Annotated in this window: 18 protein-coding genes; 12 read left to right on the plus strand and 6 right to left on the minus strand. The window is 47.1% G+C overall.

Going from position 1 to position 19,991, the window contains the following annotated elements; genetic code table 11:
- The first annotated feature begins 1 nt into the window (after position 1).
- The 10 genes from hemC (at position 2) to B5Z18_RS15665 (ending at position 12,371) form a co-directional block, all read left to right on the plus strand.
- Positions 2-922 carry a hydroxymethylbilane synthase gene (hemC, locus tag B5Z18_RS15620; RefSeq protein WP_079470412.1) on the plus strand — a complete coding sequence of 307 codons (921 nt, stop codon included), beginning with the start codon at positions 2-4 and terminating at the stop codon, positions 920-922.
- Positions 912-1,655, plus strand: a complete 744-nt coding sequence (locus B5Z18_RS15625) for a uroporphyrinogen-III synthase (RefSeq protein ID WP_079470413.1) — start codon at positions 912-914, stop codon at positions 1,653-1,655. Before hemC ends, B5Z18_RS15625 begins: the two co-directional genes overlap by 11 nt.
- On the plus strand, positions 1,652-2,680 hold the full coding sequence (gene hemE, locus B5Z18_RS15630; RefSeq protein WP_079470414.1) for a uroporphyrinogen decarboxylase: 1,029 nt from the start codon (positions 1,652-1,654) through the stop codon (positions 2,678-2,680). The genes B5Z18_RS15625 and hemE overlap by 4 nt, the downstream gene beginning before the upstream one ends.
- A 6-nt stretch (positions 2,681-2,686) precedes the next feature.
- On the plus strand, positions 2,687-3,598 hold the full coding sequence (hemF, locus tag B5Z18_RS15635) for an oxygen-dependent coproporphyrinogen oxidase (protein ID WP_079470415.1): 912 nt from the start codon (positions 2,687-2,689) through the stop codon (positions 3,596-3,598).
- 45 nt (positions 3,599-3,643) lie between these two features.
- Entirely contained in the window at positions 3,644-4,615 is a 972-nt protein-coding gene (gene hemB / locus B5Z18_RS15640) for a porphobilinogen synthase (protein ID WP_079470416.1), read from the plus strand.
- Positions 4,616-4,651: 36 nt separating this feature from the next.
- A complete protein-coding gene (gene hemL, locus B5Z18_RS15645; RefSeq protein WP_079470417.1) occupies positions 4,652-5,938 on the plus strand; it encodes a glutamate-1-semialdehyde 2,1-aminomutase in 1,287 nt (428 codons plus the stop codon).
- A 154-nt stretch (positions 5,939-6,092) separates the two neighbouring features.
- Complete coding sequence (locus B5Z18_RS15650) at positions 6,093-6,518, plus strand: hypothetical protein (protein ID WP_079470418.1); 426 nt, start codon at positions 6,093-6,095, stop codon at positions 6,516-6,518.
- Between the two features lie 138 nt (positions 6,519-6,656).
- Positions 6,657-7,775 (plus strand): efflux RND transporter periplasmic adaptor subunit, encoded by a 1,119-nt coding sequence (locus B5Z18_RS15655; RefSeq protein ID WP_079470419.1) that lies wholly within the window; start codon positions 6,657-6,659, stop codon positions 7,773-7,775.
- Between the two features lie 32 nt (positions 7,776-7,807).
- Complete coding sequence (locus B5Z18_RS15660) at positions 7,808-10,948, plus strand: efflux RND transporter permease subunit (protein ID WP_079470420.1); 3,141 nt, start codon at positions 7,808-7,810, stop codon at positions 10,946-10,948.
- A complete protein-coding gene (locus B5Z18_RS15665) occupies positions 10,941-12,371 on the plus strand; it encodes a TolC family protein (RefSeq protein WP_079470421.1) in 1,431 nt (476 codons plus the stop codon). The genes B5Z18_RS15660 and B5Z18_RS15665 overlap by 8 nt, the downstream gene beginning before the upstream one ends.
- Positions 12,372-12,419: 48 nt before the next feature.
- On the opposite strand, the gene B5Z18_RS15670 is transcribed toward B5Z18_RS15665, so the two are convergent.
- The 3 genes from B5Z18_RS15670 to B5Z18_RS15680 are packed head-to-tail and all read right to left on the minus strand — an operon-like array spanning position 12,420 to position 14,804.
- Positions 12,420-13,217 carry a carboxylesterase family protein gene (locus B5Z18_RS15670; protein WP_235015938.1) on the minus strand — a complete coding sequence of 266 codons (798 nt, stop codon included), beginning with the start codon at positions 13,215-13,217 and terminating at the stop codon, positions 12,420-12,422.
- Positions 13,218-13,254: 37 nt separating this feature from the next.
- Entirely contained in the window at positions 13,255-14,052 is a 798-nt protein-coding gene (locus B5Z18_RS15675; protein WP_079470422.1) for an O-methyltransferase, read from the minus strand.
- A 14-nt stretch (positions 14,053-14,066) separates the two neighbouring features.
- Positions 14,067-14,804 (minus strand): glycosyltransferase family 2 protein, encoded by a 738-nt coding sequence (locus B5Z18_RS15680; protein WP_079470423.1) that lies wholly within the window; start codon positions 14,802-14,804, stop codon positions 14,067-14,069.
- A 187-nt stretch (positions 14,805-14,991) separates the two neighbouring features.
- Between B5Z18_RS15680 and B5Z18_RS15685 the strand changes: the two genes are divergently transcribed.
- Both B5Z18_RS15685 and B5Z18_RS15690 read left to right on the plus strand, forming a co-directional pair.
- Positions 14,992-16,320 (plus strand): hypothetical protein, encoded by a 1,329-nt coding sequence (locus B5Z18_RS15685; protein WP_133256155.1) that lies wholly within the window; start codon positions 14,992-14,994, stop codon positions 16,318-16,320.
- A 125-nt stretch (positions 16,321-16,445) separates the two neighbouring features.
- On the plus strand, positions 16,446-17,390 hold the full coding sequence (locus tag B5Z18_RS15690; protein WP_079470425.1) for a hydrogen peroxide-inducible genes activator: 945 nt from the start codon (positions 16,446-16,448) through the stop codon (positions 17,388-17,390).
- 64 nt (positions 17,391-17,454) lie between these two features.
- Here B5Z18_RS15690 and B5Z18_RS15695 read toward each other — a convergent pair whose 3' ends face one another.
- From B5Z18_RS15695 to prmA, 3 genes are all read right to left on the minus strand, one after another.
- A complete protein-coding gene (locus B5Z18_RS15695; protein WP_079470426.1) occupies positions 17,455-18,258 on the minus strand; it encodes a M48 family metallopeptidase in 804 nt (267 codons plus the stop codon).
- Positions 18,259-18,364: 106 nt separating this feature from the next.
- The gene (plsY, locus tag B5Z18_RS15700) at positions 18,365-19,006 is read right to left on the minus strand and encodes a glycerol-3-phosphate 1-O-acyltransferase PlsY (RefSeq protein WP_079470427.1); all 642 of its coding nucleotides are present in this window, start codon (positions 19,004-19,006) and stop codon (positions 18,365-18,367) included.
- Positions 19,007-19,121: 115 nt separating this feature from the next.
- Positions 19,122-19,949: a 50S ribosomal protein L11 methyltransferase gene (gene prmA / locus B5Z18_RS15705; protein ID WP_079470428.1), complete on the minus strand. Its 828-nt coding sequence runs from the start codon at positions 19,947-19,949 to the stop codon at positions 19,122-19,124.
- Positions 19,950-19,991 lie beyond the last annotated feature (42 nt).

Raw genomic sequence — 19,991 nt, forward strand, 5'->3', positions numbered from 1 at the left:
AATGGATAAAGTTATCAGGATAGGCACAAGAGAAAGTCAGCTGGCCTTGTGGCAGGCAAACCAGGTAAATGATCTGCTCACCGCACAAGGTTACCGTACAGAACTGGTACCCATCAAAAGCGAAGGAGATATAGACCTGGTAACACCCCTGTATGAAATAGGCGTACAGGGCATCTTCACAAAAAGCCTCGACCTGGCATTGCTCAATAACCGTATAGACATTGCCGTTCACTCCTTCAAAGACGTTCCTACACAGCTTCCTAAGCAAATTGTACATGCCGCTATCCTGCAACGCGGGCCGGTAAAAGATTTGCTGGTATATAAAAACGATACTAACTTCCTTTCACAACCGGATTATATAGCTAACATCGCTACCAGCAGCGTACGCCGTAAAGCACAGTGGCTGCGGAAATATCCACAGCACCACCTGCATAACCTGCGTGGCAATGTTAATACCCGCTTGAGAAAACTGGCGGAAGAAAACTGGGACGGCGCCATTTTCGCGGTAGCCGGACTGGAAAGGATCAACGTACGTCCTGCTAATTCCATTGATCTCGACTGGATGCTGCCAGCTCCCGCACAGGGCGCAGTGGTGGCAGTGTGCAGGGAAGATGATCAATTTTGCCTGGATGCATGCGCTGCTTTTAATCATGCAGATACCGCCCTCGCCACACACATTGAACGCGAATTTTTACGTACCCTGATGGGCGGATGCACCACCCCCATCAGCGCTTACGCTTATATACAAAACAATCACATACATTTCAGCGGCGAACTGTGCAGCCTGGATGGCGCCCGGTTCTTCACTGTTTCACGCGAAGTACCATCGGAACAGGCCCAACACCTCGGACAGGAAGCTGCAGAAGATATTATGGCGCAGGGTGGCGCTGAAATAGTAGCACAGATCAGAAATGCTAAATGATAAATACCGCATATTAAGCACCAGGCATTTAACAGACAGCTCTGTGGCTGTTGCTGGTGAAAGTGGTATACACATAGATGTACAGGATTTTATACAGATAAAGCCGCTTCTCAATGAAGCACTGTTAGGCGAAGAGCATATGGCACAGATTTTCCGTCCGGAAGCTGTACATGTGTTCACCAGTGCCAATGCAGCGAGAATACTGGCCAAATATTATTTGCACCAGGATGATACGTTTTATGTAATCAGCGAGCCAAATATCTGCTGTATTTCCGGGAGCACCAGGAAAGCAGTGGAAAACGTGTTCACTGATTGTAAGATCTTAGCGGAATCCCCTTATGGCAGCGAACTTGCTAAGGCCATTATACAAATCGGCAATATTACTTCCGTTAATTTTTTCTGCGGAAATATCCGGAGAAACGAATTACCGGATGCATTGCAAAAGGCTGGTATTGAAGTAAAGGAGTTCGTGATCTACGAAAATATTCCTGCACCCGCTGTAACAGCCGATGATTACGACGGCGTATTATTTTTCAGTCCCAGCGCCGTAAAAAGCTACCTGTCTGCCAACAGGCTGAATAGTAAAACCGTTTGCTTCGCCATTGGCAGAACAACCGCCACCGAACTGAGAGAACACACCGATAACAAAATTATAATGAGCACCGATATCAGCGAAGAAAGCATGGTGCAAACTGCTATATTTTATTTTAACAACATTAACTGCTACGAATGAGCGCATTGAAGAACGACTTATTGCTGAAGGCCCTTAAAGGCGAAACTGTTTCCCGCACACCGGTATGGATGATGCGTCAGGCTGGTCGCTATTTACCGGATTATATCAAACTGCGTGATAAATATACGTTCTTTGAACGCTGCGAAAACCCGGAGCTGGCAACAGAAATAACGGTGATGCCGGTAGACCAGGTGGGCGTTGATGCTGCTATTATCTTCTCCGATATCCTCGTGGTTCCACAGGCAATGGGCATGGAAGTACAGCTGGTGGAAAAAGTAGGACCACTGCTGCCCGCTCCCATTAAAACCGCGCAGGATCTGCAACGTTTATGCGTTCCCGATGTACAGGAAAGACTGCACTATGTATTTGATGCACTGAAGCTCACCAAAAAAACACTGGATGGCAGGGTACCGCTGATAGGCTTTGGTGGCGCGCCCTGGACCTTGCTCTGCTACATGGTACAAGGCAAGGGTTCCAAAACTTTTGATGAAGCAAAAGCATTCTGCTATCAGCAGCCTGCCGTAGCACATCAGTTGTTGCAGATGATCACCGATACCACCATCGCTTACCTGAAAGCACAGGTAGCCGCAGGCGCTGATACCGTACAGGTATTTGACTCCTGGGGCGGGCTGCTCAGTCCGCAGGATTTTGAAGTATTCTCTTTACAATATATCCGCCAGATAGTTGCCGCGATGAAGGATGTTTGTCCTACTATCGTATTTGCCAAAGGCGCCTGGTTTGCCCTGGAAGACATGGCCGCTACCGGCGCGCACGGACTGGGTATCGATTGGTGTATTAAACCGGAACTGGCCCGCCAGTTTGCCGGCAGCAACATCACCCTGCAGGGAAACTTTGATCCCGCTAAATTGCTGGCGCCTATTCCTGAAATTGAAAAGGCCGTAAAGGAAATGCTGAAAGGCTTTGGCAGACAGCGTTACATTGCCAACCTCGGACATGGTATCTTACCAAATGTTCCGGTTGATCACGCCAAAGCGTTCGTAGAAACAGTTAAAGCACACGGATAATTAACCATGAGCATCAAAGATAATTTCATATCATTCATACACGGCTTACAGGATGAGATCTGCGCTGCACTGGAGAAAACAGACGGCAAAGCTACTTTCCTGGAAGACCGCTGGGAACGCCCTGGTGGCGGCGGTGGTAAAACACGCGTGATCGCCAACGGGAATGTGTTTGAAAAAGGCGGTGTAAATACTTCGGTTGTTCATGGTGAGTTGCCGGAGGCAATGGCACAACAGTTTGGCGTTACCAACAGCCAGTTCATGGCATGTGGTATTTCGCTGGTGCTGCATCCGGTGAATCCTTTTGTGCCTACCGTACATGCCAACTTCCGCTATTTTGAATTGTATGACCAGGATGGAACGCTGAAAGACAGCTGGTTTGGCGGTGGTGCGGATCTTACGCCCTATTACCTGCAGGAAGAAGACGGAATACATTTTCACCGTACCTTTAAAGATGCCTGTGATCCTTTTGGAAAAGAATTGTATCCTGCATATAAAAAACACTGCGACGAATACTTTATCAATAAACACCGTAATAACGAAGCGCGCGGAATAGGCGGTATCTTTTACGATTACCTCCGGCCTAACGCAGAAAGGACCGCAGAAGAACTCCTGAATTTCTCCAAAGCAAATGGAAACGCTTTCCTTGAAGCATATCTTCCGCTGGTAGAGAAAACAAAAAATCTGCCTTATACCGACGCACATAAAAACTGGCAGGCGTATAGACGTGGACGTTACGTGGAGTTCAATCTCGTTCACGACAGGGGCACGCTGTTTGGCCTGAAAACAAACGGCCGTACAGAATCCATCCTGATGAGCTTACCACCTGTAGCCCGCTGGGAGTACGACTTTCATCCCGCACCCGGCAGCCCGGAAGCACAGCTGGAAGAATATCTGAAGCCCAGGGAATGGGTAAAATAATAAGCCGGCAGACGACGATATAAAAACAATAAAATTTTTATAAAGATGATCAGAAGAAACAGAATTTTAAGAGTATCTCCTGCTATTCGTGCAATGGTAGCGGAAACAATTTTAACACCCAGCGATTTTATAGCGCCGTTATTTGTTACCGAAGGAGAAAATGTGAAAGAAGAGATCAGCTCTATGCCGGGTTATTTCAGGTACTCCCTGGACCTTACCATTAAAGAAGCCAGGGAACTCTGGAGCCTGGGTATTAAAAGCGTACTGCTGTTTGTGAAAGCGCCGGACAGTGTAAAAGATAATAAAGGTACCGAAGCAGTAAACCCCAACGGGTTGATGCAGCGTGCCATCCGCGGCATTAAAAATGCCATTCCCGAAATGGTGGTGATGACAGATGTTGCACTGGACCCCTACTCTTCCTACGGTCACGATGGTATTGTAGACGGAACAGAAATTGTAAACGACCCTACGGTAGAAGTACTGGCACGCATGAGCCTGAGCCATGCACAGGCAGGCGCCGATTTTGTAGCGCCCAGCGATATGATGGACGGCCGCATCCTGGCAATCCGCAATATCCTCGAAGAGAATGGTTTCGACAAAACAGGCATTATGGCTTACAGCGCCAAATACGCGTCCTGTTTTTACGGTCCTTTCCGTGATGCACTGGACTCTGCTCCCGGCTTCGGCGATAAGAAAACCTACCAGATGGATTATGCCAATTCCCGCGAAGCGATCCGGGAAACGCTGATGGATATTGAAGAAGGCGCCGACATTGTGATGGTAAAACCTGCTATGGCTTACCTCGATATTATGCGCATTATTAAAGATCGTGTAACCGTACCAGTGAGTGCTTATCATGTAAGCGGTGAATACGCTATGATCAAAGCAGCGGCAGAAAGAGGCTGGCTCGATGAAAACAAGGCCATCATGGAATGTATGACCAGTATGAAACGCGCCGGCGCGGATCTGATCGCTACCTACTTTGCAAAAGACGCTGTAAAACTGCTGAATGCATAATTCCCTATCTTGCGTAAAATAATAAACCACCAACAGATGTACAGTAAAAGTGAAATGTTATTCGGGAAAGCAAAGCAGGTAATTCCCGGCGGTGTTAACTCTCCCGTACGTGCATTTAAAAGTGTAGGCGGCACTCCCGTATTTATGGAACGTGCCAAAGGCGCCTATATGTACGATGTAGATGGCAACCGTTATATCGACTATATCAATTCCTGGGGCCCCATGATCCTCGGCCATGCATATGAGCCGGTGGTAAAGGCCATACAGGAATACGCCACCTACTCCACATCTTTCGGGGCTCCTACAGAACTGGAAACAAAGATCGCAGAACTGATCACAGGCATGGTGCCTAATATCGATATGATACGCATGGTAAACTCCGGTACGGAAGCCTGTATGACAGCCATCCGGCTGGCGAGAGGCTATACCGGCCGTAATAAGTTTATCAAATTTGAAGGTTGCTACCACGGTCACGCTGATGCGTTCCTGGTAAGCGCCGGCAGTGGCGTAGCTACGCTGGGCATTCAATCTGTGCCGGGCGTTACCACTGCAGTAGCAGAAGATACGCTTACTGCTCCATACAATAATTTACCCGCAGTAGAGCAATTGATTGCCGATAACACTAACCAGATTGCTGCTATTATCATTGAACCGGTAGCGGGTAACATGGGCTGTATCCTTCCACAGCCGGGCTTCCTGGAAGGGCTCCGCCAGCTTTGTGATGCAAACAATATCCTGCTCATCTTCGATGAAGTAATGACGGGGTTCCGTTTGGCCCGCGGTGGTGCACAGGAATTGCTGGGCATCCGGGCCGATCTTGTTACTTTTGGTAAAATCATCGGGGCAGGTATGCCGGTGGGCGCAGTAGCAGGTCCGAAAGAAATCATGGAACATCTTGCTCCGGCCGGAAAGGTATACCAGGCAGGCACTTTAAGCGGTAACCCTATTGCAATGATTGCCGGTTATACTTTATTGCAAACGCTGAATGAAAATCCTGTTATCTACCAGCAACTGGAAGAAAAAGCCAGCTACCTGGTGAATGGATTAAAAGAAGCATTTGGCGCTGCAGGTATCGTGCATAGCATCAACCAGATGGGATCTATGCTGAGCGCACATTTCACTGAATATCCGATTGTGGATTTCTCTGCTGCCTCTGCCGCTAATAATGAATTATTCAAACGTTTCTTCCATGCGATGCTGGACCGTGGTATTTATTTGCCGCCTTCCGCTTTCGAAAGCTGGTTTATGAGTAATGCACTCACTACCGAAGACCTGGATGAAACCATTGCTGCTGCTAAATCTGCCATGCAGGCGATAAAATAGTTAACAATTCAATCCTGTGCAGAGTGGAAAGAGCTGTCTCTATAAAATGAGACGGCTCTTTATTTTTATACCCATCTTACCGGTTATCAAAAAATAGATCCTTTACAATAAACTAATCTTTAAATAAATCAAAAACTATTAATTTTGCGGTTTAATGAATGATCGTGCGCACATATTAAAACGTTGGACACTCGTCTGCTTCCTGCTGTGTTTACAGCTGGCAACCGGCGTCCTGCCTTCGTTTGCAGCACATCGTCATTATTTTCTGTTACCCGATCTGCACAAGCAACAGGTAGAGCAGGACAGGTTATTAAGTCTTGTTAATAAAATTCCTGTACATCTCGAAGCAGATGATGAAGGTACCGAAGTATGGCATATCACAAAGCACCGGCGCAAAACACGCTGGTATCTTTCTGCAGCTGCCCCGCAGGTAAGTACCGCCACCCGCATTGTATATCTCGATGCAGATAACACTGCACGCAGCATTTATATTCCTGAAAATAAAACCGGTGAGTATGGCCGCCAGAAATCCTTCCGGCCCGCCTACTATTCCTTTCTCTTCCGGTTTACTCCTTTTTGAATACCAGCACACCTTTTATTGTAATCACTTTTAATTTTTTTTAAGGAGATGCCTGCCTTTTCTGCTATCACAGCGGATGGCCTCCTATTGTGTTGTATTCACCTATTCCGGTTATGCCGGGATCAATATCTTATTGCTATGCGTCAATATACAGGGATCTTAACATCGCTGATCGCTCTTTTCATGGCTGGCTGCGCCACCAAGGGAGAAAGTACCAACAACGAGGATCTTAAAGTTTTACCGGTTACCACACTGGTAACAAAAGATACACTGCTGCACCGTTCTTATGTAACAGATATCCAGGCGGTGCAGAATGTGGAAATACGCGCCCGTGTAAATGGCTTTCTTGATAAAATATTTATCGACGAAGGTCAGGAAGTAAAAAAAGGACAACTGCTGTTTGGTATCAATGATGCGGAATACCGGGCAGAACTGGCCAAAGCGAAAGCCGTTCTCAGCAGCATGGTAGCGGAAAGCAAAGCCGCCGCACTGGAACTGGACCGGGTAAAGTTGCTGGTAGAGAAAAAAGTAGTAGCGCCTTCCGAACTGGAAGTAGCCAATGCAAAACTCGCTGCGGCGCAGGCAAAAATAGAAGAAGCCCGCTCTGCCGCCTCCAACGCGGAAATGCGCCTGTCGTATACCAGTATCCGCGCCCCTTTTGATGGTATCATCGACCGTATTCCCTTAAAGAAAGGAAGCCTGATCAGTGAAGGCACCCTGCTGACTACGGTATCGGATACACGCGAAATTTATGCTTATTTCAACGTATCAGAAACAGAGTATCTCCAGTATAATAAAGCGCTGGCCAAAGGCGACAACAGCTACCGGCAGGTAGCACTTGTACTGGCAGATGGTACAGATTATAATCACACTGGTAAAATAGAAACCATAGAAGGTGAGTTTGAAGAAAACACCGGCTCCATTGCATTCCGTGCCCGCTTCCCCAACCCTTCCAAGCTGCTGAAACATGGCGCCAGCGGGAAGGTGCGTCTTACCACTGAAATAGACAGTGCGGTGATTATCCCACAAAAAGCCGTATTCGAAATGCAGGACAAAAACTATGTGTTCGTGGTGGACGGCAGCAACAAAGTGAAGATGAGAAACTTTATTCCACAAGCCCGCTTTGCCCATTTCTACATCGTTCAGTCCGGACTTCAGCCCGGAGAACGTATTGTGTGTGAAGGCGTACGCAACATCCGCGATGGTATCCGGATTTCACCACGCGGCGTTGCAATGGATAGTTTACTCAGTTTATAATCACACAGCTTTTGAGCTGAAATCACGGAACAATGTTTGAAACTTTTATAAAAAGGCCAGTGCTGTCACTGGTCATATCGCTTATTATCACACTGGTAGGCCTGCTCGCGCTATTTACCTTACCGGTTACCCAGTTCCCCGATATTGTGCCGCCTTCAGTAACGGTAACGGCTAAATATACCGGCGCCAATGCGGAAGTATCTGCCAAAGCAGTGTCTACACCACTGGAAAGAGCCATCAACGGGGTACCGGGCATGACGTATATGTCGTCCGTATCCAGTAACGACGGGATCACCGTGATCCAGGTATTCTTCCAGGTGGGTACAGACCCCGACCAGGCCGCAGTGAACGTACAAAACCGCGTAGCCACCATTATTGATGAGCTGCCCGAAGAAGTGATCAAGGCCGGCGTAACCACGGAAAAAGAGGTAAACAGTATGCTGTTATACCTCAACGTGATGAGCGAGGACACCACCCTGGATGAACAGTTTATTTACAACTTTGCCGACATCAACGTACTCCAGGAATTAAAACGCATCGATGGAGTAGGCCGTGCGGAAATCATGGGCGCAAAAGAATACGCCATGCGTGTGTGGCTGAAACCCGATCGCATGCTGGCTTACAACGTATCTGCCGATGAAGTGATACAGGCTATCCGCAAACAGAATATTGAAGCAGCTCCTGGTAAAACCGGCGAAAGCTCCGATAAAGATGCGATGATGCTGCAATATGTGTTACGCTACACCGGTAAATTTTTTGAACCGGAGCAATACCGGCAAATCGTACTGCGGGCAGGACAGGACGGATCCGTGCTGCATCTTAAAGATGTAGCCGACGTGGAATTTGGCTCGCTCACCTACAGCATGGTATCCAAAACAGACGGCAAGCCTTCCGCCTCCATCATGCTTAAACAACGACCCGGCTCCAATGCACGCGAAGTAATCAACAATGTGAAGGCAAAAATGGAAGAAATGAAGAATTCCTCGTTTCCTCCGGGCATGACCTTTAACTTCAACTACGACGTATCCCGCTTTCTCGACGCCTCTATCCACGAAGTGGTAAGAACCCTGTTTGAAGCGTTCCTGCTGGTATTTATCGTGGTGTTCATTTTCCTGCAGGACTTCCGCTCCACCCTCATTCCTGCGCTTGCGGTACCGGTAGCATTAATTGGTACGTTAGCCTTTATGCAGATGATGGGCTTCTCCATTAACCTGCTCACGCTCTTTGCACTGGTACTGGCTATTGGTATTGTGGTAGATAATGCCATTGTGGTAGTGGAGGCCGTACACGTGAAAATGAGTGAAGAACATCTCCCTCCGATGGAAGCCACGTTGGCAGCCATGAAAGAAATCAGCGGGGCGTTGGTGGCCATCACGCTCGTAATGTCTGCTGTATTTATACCGGTGGCGTTTTTATCAGGTCCGGTAGGTGTATTCTACCGGCAGTTCTCGCTCACACTGGCCATTTCCATCGTGATTTCAGGTATTAACGCAGTAACGTTAACGCCTGCACTCTGCGCCATCATGTTAAAAGACACACATGGCAAACCCCGTAAAAAGAGCCTGCTGCAGCGCTTCTTCAACGGTTTCAACAAAGGCTATAATGCTACCGAAAATAAATATGCAAAGCTGATCAGCTTTATCGCCGGCAGGAGACTGATTACACTGGCCTGCCTCGTATTCTTCTTCGCCGCTACCTGGGGCGTTAGCGCCATCCTGCCTTCCGGGTTCATTCCTACCGAAGACCAGGGGATGATCTATGTAAACGTAACCACTCCTCCGGGAGCAACAGTAGAACGTACCGAAGCCATACTGGACCAGGTGCAAACTATTGCTGCTGAACTGGGAGAAGTGGAATCCGTATCCACCCTTGCAGGTTACAGCCTGGTAAACGAAGTGGCCGGCGCCTCTTACGGGATGGGCATGGTAAACCTGAAGCCCTGGGACGACCGCAAAGCATCTGTACAGGATATCATTGAAATATTACAAAAGAAAACAGCTGGTATTGCAGATGCCAGCATAGAATTTTTCCCGCCGCCTACCGTTCCCGGATTCGGTAACTCCAGCGGATTTGAACTACGGCTGCTCGATCGCAGCGGCAGCGGCGATCTCCGGCAAACCGCGCAGATCACCAACCAGTTCATCGACGCACTGAAAAAAAGACCGGAAATAGGCAGCGCCTTCACCAGCTTTGATGCGGAATTCCCGCAATACCTGATCCATGTAGACCAGGCCATGGCTGCAAAAAAAGGTGTGAGTATAGAAAATGCCATGAGCAATCTTCAAACGCTGATGGGTAGCTTCTATGCTTCCAACTTCATCCGCTTCGGGCAAATGTATAAGGTAATGGTGCAGGCGGATCCCTCCTACCGCACCAAACCCGACGACCTGCTGCGCCTCTACGTAAAAAACGACCGCGGCGAAATGGTGTCGTATTCCGACTTCGTAAAACTGGAACGTGTATACGGACCGGAACAACTGACCCGCTATAACATGTACACCGCCGCCATGATCAATGGCGACGCCAAACCAGGATTCAGCAGCAGCCAGGCCATTGCCGCTGTACAGGAAGTAGCCGCCAAAGAATTGCCCAGGGGATATAGCTACGAATGGAGTGGTATGACGAGAGAACAAATCCTTTCCGGTAATCAGGCCTTCTATATTTTCATCATCGTACTGGTGTTTGTATACCTGTTGCTGGCCGCTCAATACGAAAGCTTCCTGTTGCCACTGCCGGTATTGTTATCGCTGCCAGCCGGTATTTTCGGCGCCTTCCTTTCCCTGAAGGTACTGGGCCTGGAAAATAACATCTATGCACAGGTGGCATTGGTAATGCTGATAGGTTTACTTGGAAAGAACGCCATCCTCATTGTGGAATTTGCCATCCTGAGAAATAAGCACGGCGCTACCATCCTCGCCGCTGCGAAAGAAGGCGCCGTATCCAGGCTACGCCCCATTCTCATGACGTCGTTCGCATTCATTGCCGGATTAATACCGTTGTGTATTGCCTCCGGCGCCGGCGCTATGGGCAACCGTTCCATTGGTACAGCCGCAGCCGGCGGCATGCTCATCGGAACCATTTTCGGTGTACTGATCATACCCGGATTATACGTGCTGTTTGCTTCCATGATCAGGAAAAAATCCGTTGAACTAAAAGCTTACACCAATGAATAAACGAATATATCAATACGCATTATATGCTGCGATGGCCACTGCAACAGTGGCCTGCAGCACACAAAAAGAACTGGCGCTGCCGGAACGTATAAGCGTTCCCGTGGTATCAGGTAATAGCAGTGATACCATTTCACTGCACAATTTCGCGCAGGTGTTTAATGATCCAAATTTGCGGAGCCTCATTGATACCGCCTTGCGTAATAACTATGACCTGCTCTCTGCTGCACAACGCGTTGCTACAGCGCAGGCTAACCTGATGATGGCAAAAAACGCATGGCTGCCATCACTGAATCTTTCCTTATCAGCCGGTGTGGATAAGTATGCAGACTATACGCTCAACGGCGTGGGTAACTTCGATACCAACCTGTCGCCCAATATCAGTAAAGATCAACGCATTCCCGGTCCAACACCTGAATACTTTGCTGGCCTGAGAAGCAGCTGGGAAATAGATCTCTGGGGTAAACTGAAAAGCCAGCGCCAGGCCACCTACGCACGCTTTCTCGGCAGTGAACAGGGCCGCCGCCTGCTTACCACGCAAATAGTGGCAGGCGTTACCGGGCTGTATTACGAGCTTACCGCGATGGACAATGAGCTGGCTATTATACAACGCAATATTAAATTACAGGAAACCGCAGTCGCCACCGTGCATATTCAAAAGGCCGGCGGACGCGCTACCGAGCTGGCAGTGCAACAGTTTACCGCCCAGTTACTGAGCACACAGGCACTGGAGTATGGCGTAAAACAGGAAATCGCTTCTTTGGAAAACCAGCTCAATGCCCTCCTGGGAAGACTGCCACAGCCCATTGTACGCAGCACGGTAAAAGATGCGCAGGCGTTGCCGGCGGCGATAAAAAAAGGTATCCCTGCCAGCCTGCTGCTGCAACGCCCGGATGTACAGCGGGCGGAGCTTGAACTGGCTGCCACAAAAGCCGATGTGAAAGCTGCGCGGGCGGCCTTTTTACCCGGACTCACCATTACGCCCTATGCGGGCTTTAATGCTTTCAAGGCAGGGTTGCTGTTCCAGTCGCCCGCGTCCATAGCATGGGGCGCTGTAGGGAATTTAACCGCTCCCATCTTCAATAAAAAACAAATACAGGCGCAATACAATATCAGTACCGCCAATGCCTGGACGGCATTCTACGAATACCAGCAGACCATTGTAAATGGCTACCAGGAAGTAGCTTCTGCCTTAAACAAAGTAGAAAACCAACAGGAAGCCTATGCGCTGAAAAGCAAGGAGGTATTGGTGTTGCAGGAGGCGGTATCTACCGCTAACATTCTTTTCACTACCGGTTATGCAAATTACCTGGAAGTGATCACTGCACAGAAGAGTGTGCTGGAAGCAGAGCTGGCGCTGGTAACTACGCGCCGGAATGTGTACCAGGGAATGGTATCGCTGTATCGCGCGTTGGGAGGTAACTAAAGTTTTTTTAACAGCAGGGATCGCCTGTGCGGCGATCCCTGCTGTATTTTATTTTTTACGGTGCTGAAACAACCACGGCATCACACCGGGTTCCACAAACATATTGTCCCAGCTGTTGTGTCCTACGCCGGGATACTCCGTATATTTTTCTTCTGCACCCAGTGCTTTCAGTTTCGCATCATAAGCCCTGGAGGCTTCTACCGGCACTACGTTGTCATCACCGCCGTGAAAAATCCACACCGGTACTTTTTTAGCAAACCTATCAGCTGCTGCTACGTTGCCTGCGCCACAGATAGGAAATGCGGCAGCAAAAATATTGGGACGTTTGGTGATTTCATAAAAGGTGCCCATTCCGCCGAGCGATAAACCGCCGATGTATACACGTTTGGTATCCACTTTTCCGCCGGCCAGTAAACTATCCAGCAATTGGTTGAGTAAAGCGGTGGGAGGTGTGGGATCGCCATCCAGCGGAAAATCTGCCTGGATTACTTTACCGGTGCTGTCGCGCACAAATTTCATAGGCGCCCATGTTTGATCGGGAGGGCACTGCGGGAAAACCACAAATGCCGGGTAATTGGCGCGGATGGTATCACGCACGAACATGGCGCCGCCATGCAGCAGCTGCGCGTTATTATCGGTGCCCCTTTCTCCTGCTCCATGCAGGAAAACGATCAGGGGATATTTTTTGTGACTATCGTAGTTGGCCGGCAGCAGGAGACGGTAGCGGAGGGTATCACCCTTACGGATAAACGATTCACGGCTGTACTGGGAAAGATCGTCCTGTGCAGCGGCTACCAGGCTACCGGTGAGCATGCAGGCCAGGAAGAATAATTTCAGGTAACGCATAACTGGGGAATTTTACACCCAATATACTACGGCAAAATCAGTATTTCAGTGTAAAATGCTGTTTAACTTTAAAATCTTTCCGGAAAAATACCAGCCCGATAAAAAACAGGTCGATGGTCATGGTCACCTGCGGATGTTCCTGTATGGTATGCCAGGCGGCTTCCATATCCGGGGTCCAGTGGATATCGTCAAAAATAAAAACGGAGTATTCATCAGCAAACTGCAGGCACTGCTCAAAATAGGCCAGGGTGGGTTCTTTGCGATGGTTCCCATCTATATACACCCAGTCGGGCAGCTGCATTTGTTTTAACACGTCCGGTAACACGGTATCAAAATTCCCCGTTACCTGCGTGATGTTTTTGATGTGAAGCGCCTCAAAGTTTTTGGCAGCCCGCGCTGCTATATTAGGGCATCCTTCAATGGTATAAATACGGGCCTGCGGGGCGGCCTTTGCCATATATGCTGTAGAAAGCCCCATAGAAGTACCCAATTCAAGGATACGGCCCGGTTGGAGGTATTGTATCAGCCGGTAAAATAACTGCCCGAATTTGGGCTGTTTTGCCGCATAGCGGGTAATATCCCGTACCCGGCGTTCATTACCGGCCGATATCAGCGACCCTGCGCCCAGGTCGGTTACCTGGAGCGTTTCATTACTTTGCAGCAACTGTTTGCGCAACTGTTCTATTTCCCGGAAAGCCGGATGCTGTTTTTTATCCAGCAATACATCCTCTATCAGTGAAAATACAAAGGGAGAATGTACATCATGACGATTGCCTGAAGTAAAATAATACTTCAGGTACTTTCCGGCTAAATTATACTGTTGCGCTAAACCCACTGGCTAAATTATTTTTAATAGATCTTTCCTTTTATCATGCCCCACATATGCAAACGATGCTGCAGGGATACTCTCAACACACCTAAACCATAAATGGCGCTGCGTTTGAAATTGATACTGGAGGCCTCGTCGAAGTATTTGGTAGGACAGGTAATCTCTGCAATATCGTATCCTTTCATAAATATCTGCGAAACCATTTCATTATCGAACACAAAATCGTCATTATCAGCCATATAGTTGATATCACGCAATACTTCCGATGAAAAAGTGCGGTAGCCGGTGTGGTATTCACTCAGCTTCTGACCAATCAGGATGTTTTGTGTCAATGTTAAGAAACGATTAAATATGTACTTATACATTGGCATTCCCCCTTTCAGGGCGCCTTTTCCCAGGATCCTGGACCCGAATACCACCGGGTACACATCGTTGGCAATAATACTGCACATGGCGGTAATGAGCTTTGGTGTATACTGATAATCGGGATGCAGCATCACCACAATATCAGCTCCGAGGTCCAGCGCTTTGTTGTAGCAGGATTTCTGGTTACCTCCATAACCTTTGTTGTTATCGTGACGTATCAGGTGCTGAATCCCCAGCCGCCTGCCGACTTCAAGGGTATCGTCTCTGCTGGCATCATCTACCAGTACTACATCATCAACTATGTCAAAAGGGATTTCCCGGAATGTTTTTTCCAGCGTAAGTGCTGCGTTGTAGGCCGGTAATACAACCACGATCTTTTTGTTATTAAGCATGAAAGTGGATCAAATTTGGCAGCAAAGGTAACTCACCTGCTGATAATTCAAAATATCTCCCGGAAATGCATTCCGGACACCACCTATCATGATTTAATTTTAACTGTTATTAATTATTTATCTTTGCCTGATGATGTTTTTGGCATCATATTTTCTTAAATTTTTGTTAACAAAAAGCAAAAACAACATGTTAAAACACCTACCAACGGAAATGAGGCATGATAAACGCTTGACCTGCAAGCCCGATGAGTCATTACCGTTAGTACACCTGGCTCAAAAGTTTCTGACCACCAGATGGATTAAAGTGCTACCAGCCCCACTTGTTTTACTTTTTACTTTCCAGACAGCCTATGCACAGGACCCGGAACTGAAAAGCACCACGTCTCCTGTTATCAGAACCCAGGATACCACCATCCGCAAACTGCTGGAAGACGTACAACGGATCACCGACAATGACAAACAAAACTCTACCGCTATACAGGCCCTGTTACAGGGAAAGGAAATAGATAATATCACGAAGTATGAGCTGATAAAAAATAATATCATCAATGCCAGTGAAACCTATTATCTGCTGAATAAGAAAATTATCGATCTGAAGTCACGTACCACTACCAATAACCTCGATGTTTTCATCACCTCGCTGAATAACCCGGAAAGTAAAGCGCTGGGCTTTTCTCTGAGCGACCGCATTGTAGAACTGGTAGAAAAGATCATCCTGAAAAACAAAGGAGATAAAGGAGAAAAGAATTCCAAAATTGTTGAGTCTACCAAGTCGATCATCAACAGTCCTATCTTCCAGAGCTTTACCTCCCTCACTCCCCCGCTGGCAATTGCCAACTCAGTGATGAACTTCCTGCACAGCGTGAGTGTGAATAACAAACAGATCAATCAGAAGTCATTACAGGATTTTGAAAAAGAGCTGAATAAATATGTGGTGTATTACACCGCATTAAATGATGCCAACCAGAAATTTGAATATGGCCTGAACTTCAATAAAGATCAACTAAGCCTGTTACAGGATAACCTGTTTGATCATCTTTCATTTACCGCCACTTCTCTCAAATTTCCTGCTCCGCAGAAAGGGAATCAGGGTTTGAGCCAAACGATGAATGAATACTTTTTTGATTTTAAGAAAGAAAAAGTAGTGGATTACTTCGCTAAACTGGAAGAGAAATATACCAAAGGCAAACGGATCGACTATGAATCCCTGCTGCGCGAAAACTCTTCCCTGAAAGAAGTAAATAACCAGCTGGAAGACCTGGTATTACAAACCAAACGATTTGAAAATCTTTACAACGAATATTTCACTTTACTGGACTCTTACTATACCAAAGTAAACAACTCGCTGAAAATTGCTCAGGATAATGGTCTTGCCGACAAAAGCATCATCGATGCCAAACAGGCGGAGTTCAGGAACCTGAAAACAGAAGCAGTGGGCGAAATCCAGGCGTCTATCAATATACGGGAACTGTACAGCAATACAGAAAAAATCAAATACCGTTACAGGATATTCTAGTTAAACATATTAATATAAAAGCAACAGGCGGTAGTGAAGGATTTCACTACCGCCTGTTGCTTTTATAGGATTTAACGTCTTCCTATAGATTTTATTTATACCTTTACGCCACAATCTTAGAGGAAATGACGACAGTTCAATTGGAGTACATTGTTGCGGTAGATACCTACAGAAGTTTTGTAGTAGCAGCAGAGAAATGCTTTGTAACCCAGCCAACACTGAGCATGCAGATTCAGAAGCTGGAAGATGAATTAGGCATTAAACTGTTTGATCGCAGCAAATTACCGGTAGTCCCTACAGAAATAGGCGTATCCGTGGTTGCCCAGGCCAGGATCATTATTAAGGAAAATGCCCGCATCCGCGAGATTATAGCAGACCAGAAAAAGGAAGTACAGGGCAACCTGAAAGTAGGCATCATTCCTACCCTGGCGCCTTACCTGCTTCCGCGTATCCTGACCGGGTTCATGAAAAAATATCCGAAGGTACGGCTGGAGATATGGGAATATCCTACCGAACAAATTATGCAGCAACTAAAACAGGAACTGCTGGATTGTGGTTTGCTGGCTACTCCCCTGCATAACCCTCACCTGGAAGAACATCCTTTGTTTTATGAGTCCTTTGTGGTGTATACCGCTAAAAGCAATGCTTTATACGAGAAAAAAATTGTGAAAGCAGACGAGCTGGATATCAAAGATGTGTGGCTGCTCAACGAAGGACATTGCATGCGCAACCAGGTGCTGAATATCTGTAAAGATAAATTCACAATGGGCGATAATAAGAACCTCGAATATAATACCGGTAGTGTGGAAACACTGAAAAGAATGGTAGACCTCAATGAAGGCTATACGATTTTACCGGAGCTGTCGCTGCAGGACCTTTCCTCCCGGCAGCTGAATATGGTGCGCTATTTCAAGGCGCCCGAACCGGTGAGGGAGATCAGCCTGGTAACACATCGTCACTTTATTAAACAGGCGTTGATAGAAGCCTTCAAAAAAGAGATCCTGGCACATGTGCCGGAGAAGATGAAGGTGCAGAAAAATAAGAAGGTAATTGAAATTATAACGGCATAACGGAAGATATAAAGAAAACGGGCTGGTAATAATACATTACCAGCCCGTTGCTTTTTAAAGAGATTTATGCTTTCGCCGGTGTATAATACTTCATTGCTTCCGGCATCAGCTGTTGTAATTTTTGTACGCGGGTAGCGTCGCTGGGGTGTGTACTCAGGAGTTCAGGTGGCTTCTGACCTTTGCTCATGTTAGCCATACGTTGCCAGAAAGGAATTGATTCCTGTGGATTGTAACCGGCCATTGCCATGAATATTACACCCAGGTGATCGGCTTCCAGCTCATTACCGCGGGAAAAGGCAAGCGTACCTAAGTTACCGCCTATACCAAATGCCTGGTTGAAGAGGTTTACGGCAGTAGGATTCTTATTCAGCGCCACAGCGCCTGCTACCTGGATCCCCTGCATTACCAGTCCCTGGCTCATACGTTCGTTACCATGACGGGCAATCGCATGTGCTATTTCATGGCCCATTACACAGGCAAGTGCAGTTTCATTCTGGGTTACCGGTAACAAACCGGTATACACCACTACTTTACCGCCAGGCATACACCAGGCATTTACTTCTTTACTATCTACGAGGTTAAATTCCCATTTATAGCTGGATATTTCATTCCCCATATTATTCTGGTTCATGTACCTGGTAACGGCAGACGCAATGCGCTGGCCCACTCTTCTTACCATTTCGGCGTCTTTACTGGTAGTTTGCGCCACTACTTTGTTTTCAGACAAAAACGACTGGTATTGTTGCACAGCCATTGATTGCATAGTGCTTTCAGGAACGAGGTTCAGCTGACTACGGCCGGTGATGGGTACACGCGAACAGGCCGCCAATGCGAGGCTTGCAGTAAAGAATAAAACATACTTTTTCATGGGAGCATCAATTTAAATATGCGGAAACGCACAATGCAAAAAGCAAAAAGCATGCACATTTTTATGGCTGTCGCTTTTTGCTTCCTGCTTTAGTATATAACTATAACTAGTTCTTGTCTTTTCTGTTCTTAAACAGCGGAACTTTACTTTCCACACCTTTCAGCAGCCGCGTAATATTCTTCTGGTGGGTTAATACCACCATTAAAGCTACAGCAATAGCAAATATGCGATAGAAAATTTCCGGTTCATTGAAGATATAGAGGATAAGTATCGGGAAAGCGATACTGGCAATGATAGAACTGAGAGAAACGTATCTGGTTAAAAAAAGGATCATTAAAAATACGCCTACGCAGCACAGCGCTACCAGCGGCTGGATGGCAAGCACCAGTCCGAACAGGGTAGCAATTCCTTTACCGCCCTTGAAGTTTGCCCAGATAGGGAATATATGACCTACCACTGCAGCGAGCCCCAGACCGATCTGGAGATTCACGAGTTGTGTAAGATGCTCAGGATCAAGATAATAGGGAGCCAGATAAGCTAAACGTACAGCCAACACGCCTTTCAGCATGTCTACTACCATTACAAAAGTACCCGCTTTAGGCCCCAGCACCCTGAAAGTATTGGTAGCACCGGCATTGCCGCTGCCATACTCCCGGATATCCATACCAAAAACGCCTTTACTCACCCAAACAGCTGTAGGAACAGATCCTATCAGATAAGCACAAATAAGCAATAAAATTTCTATCATCACTACAAGTTAGGAATGCTAAGATAACAAATTCTGTGTTAAAATAGAGAGAATATTAGAAAAGATTGTAACACAAAAGTTGGATTATCAACACTATTTATATGTAACTTTTAATCTATTTTGTTGAGGGTACATAAAACTGAAGCGCCAGCCAGTTATCTTTTTCTATCCTTCCCTCCATGATAAAACCTGTTGAAACCGCGGCCGCTGCAATGTTTTCTTCGTCGGTTGGTAAGATCCCGCTCAATAGTAATTTGCCCCCCGGCACTAATAAATGCCGCATATCTCCCATAAATTTCAGTAAAATGTTATAGTTGATATTTGCCAGCAATATATCATATTTTCCGGTAATTGCATCAAGGTTGTCTGCCTGCCATACTTTTACCTTGTTCATGCCGTTGGCAGTAAGGTTTTCCAGCGTATTATTCACGGACCATTCGTCGTAGTCAATGGCATCCACCGTATCAGCTCCCATCATTTCCGCCAGGATGGCGAGAATACCGGTTCCTGTACCAAAATCAAATACCTTCTTCCCCTTAAAGTCCAGTGGCTCCATGAGCTTTATCATGGAAGCAGTAGTAGCATGATGCCCGGTACCAAAAGCCATTTTAGGGGTAATAATAATTTCATATGCGGGTTGCGGATCAAACGGCGGGTGAAACTCCGCCCGGATACCGCAAAAGCTATCTACCTGCACCGGCTGGAAATTGCTCTCCCACAGGGCGTTCCAGTTAACCGGTAAAATCGTTTCTTTCGTATAGGTAACCCCGTGGGCTTCCAGTTGCTGCTGTAGCGCCGCCTCGTCGAAATCAGCGGCGGGGATATAGGCAATAAGTGTGTCCGGCTGTTCTTCAAACCCTTCGTATTTCAGCTCAGATAACTGGGCAATCAGCAGGTCTGTTTGTTCGGCGCCGGCCCGCATGGTAATAGCAATGTAAGACATAGGCCGCAAATATAGCCATTAGTGTCTAGCTTTCAGTCTTTT

This window comes from Chitinophaga ginsengisegetis (genome assembly GCF_900168065.1).
Taxonomy (GTDB): domain Bacteria; phylum Bacteroidota; class Bacteroidia; order Chitinophagales; family Chitinophagaceae; genus Chitinophaga; species Chitinophaga ginsengisegetis.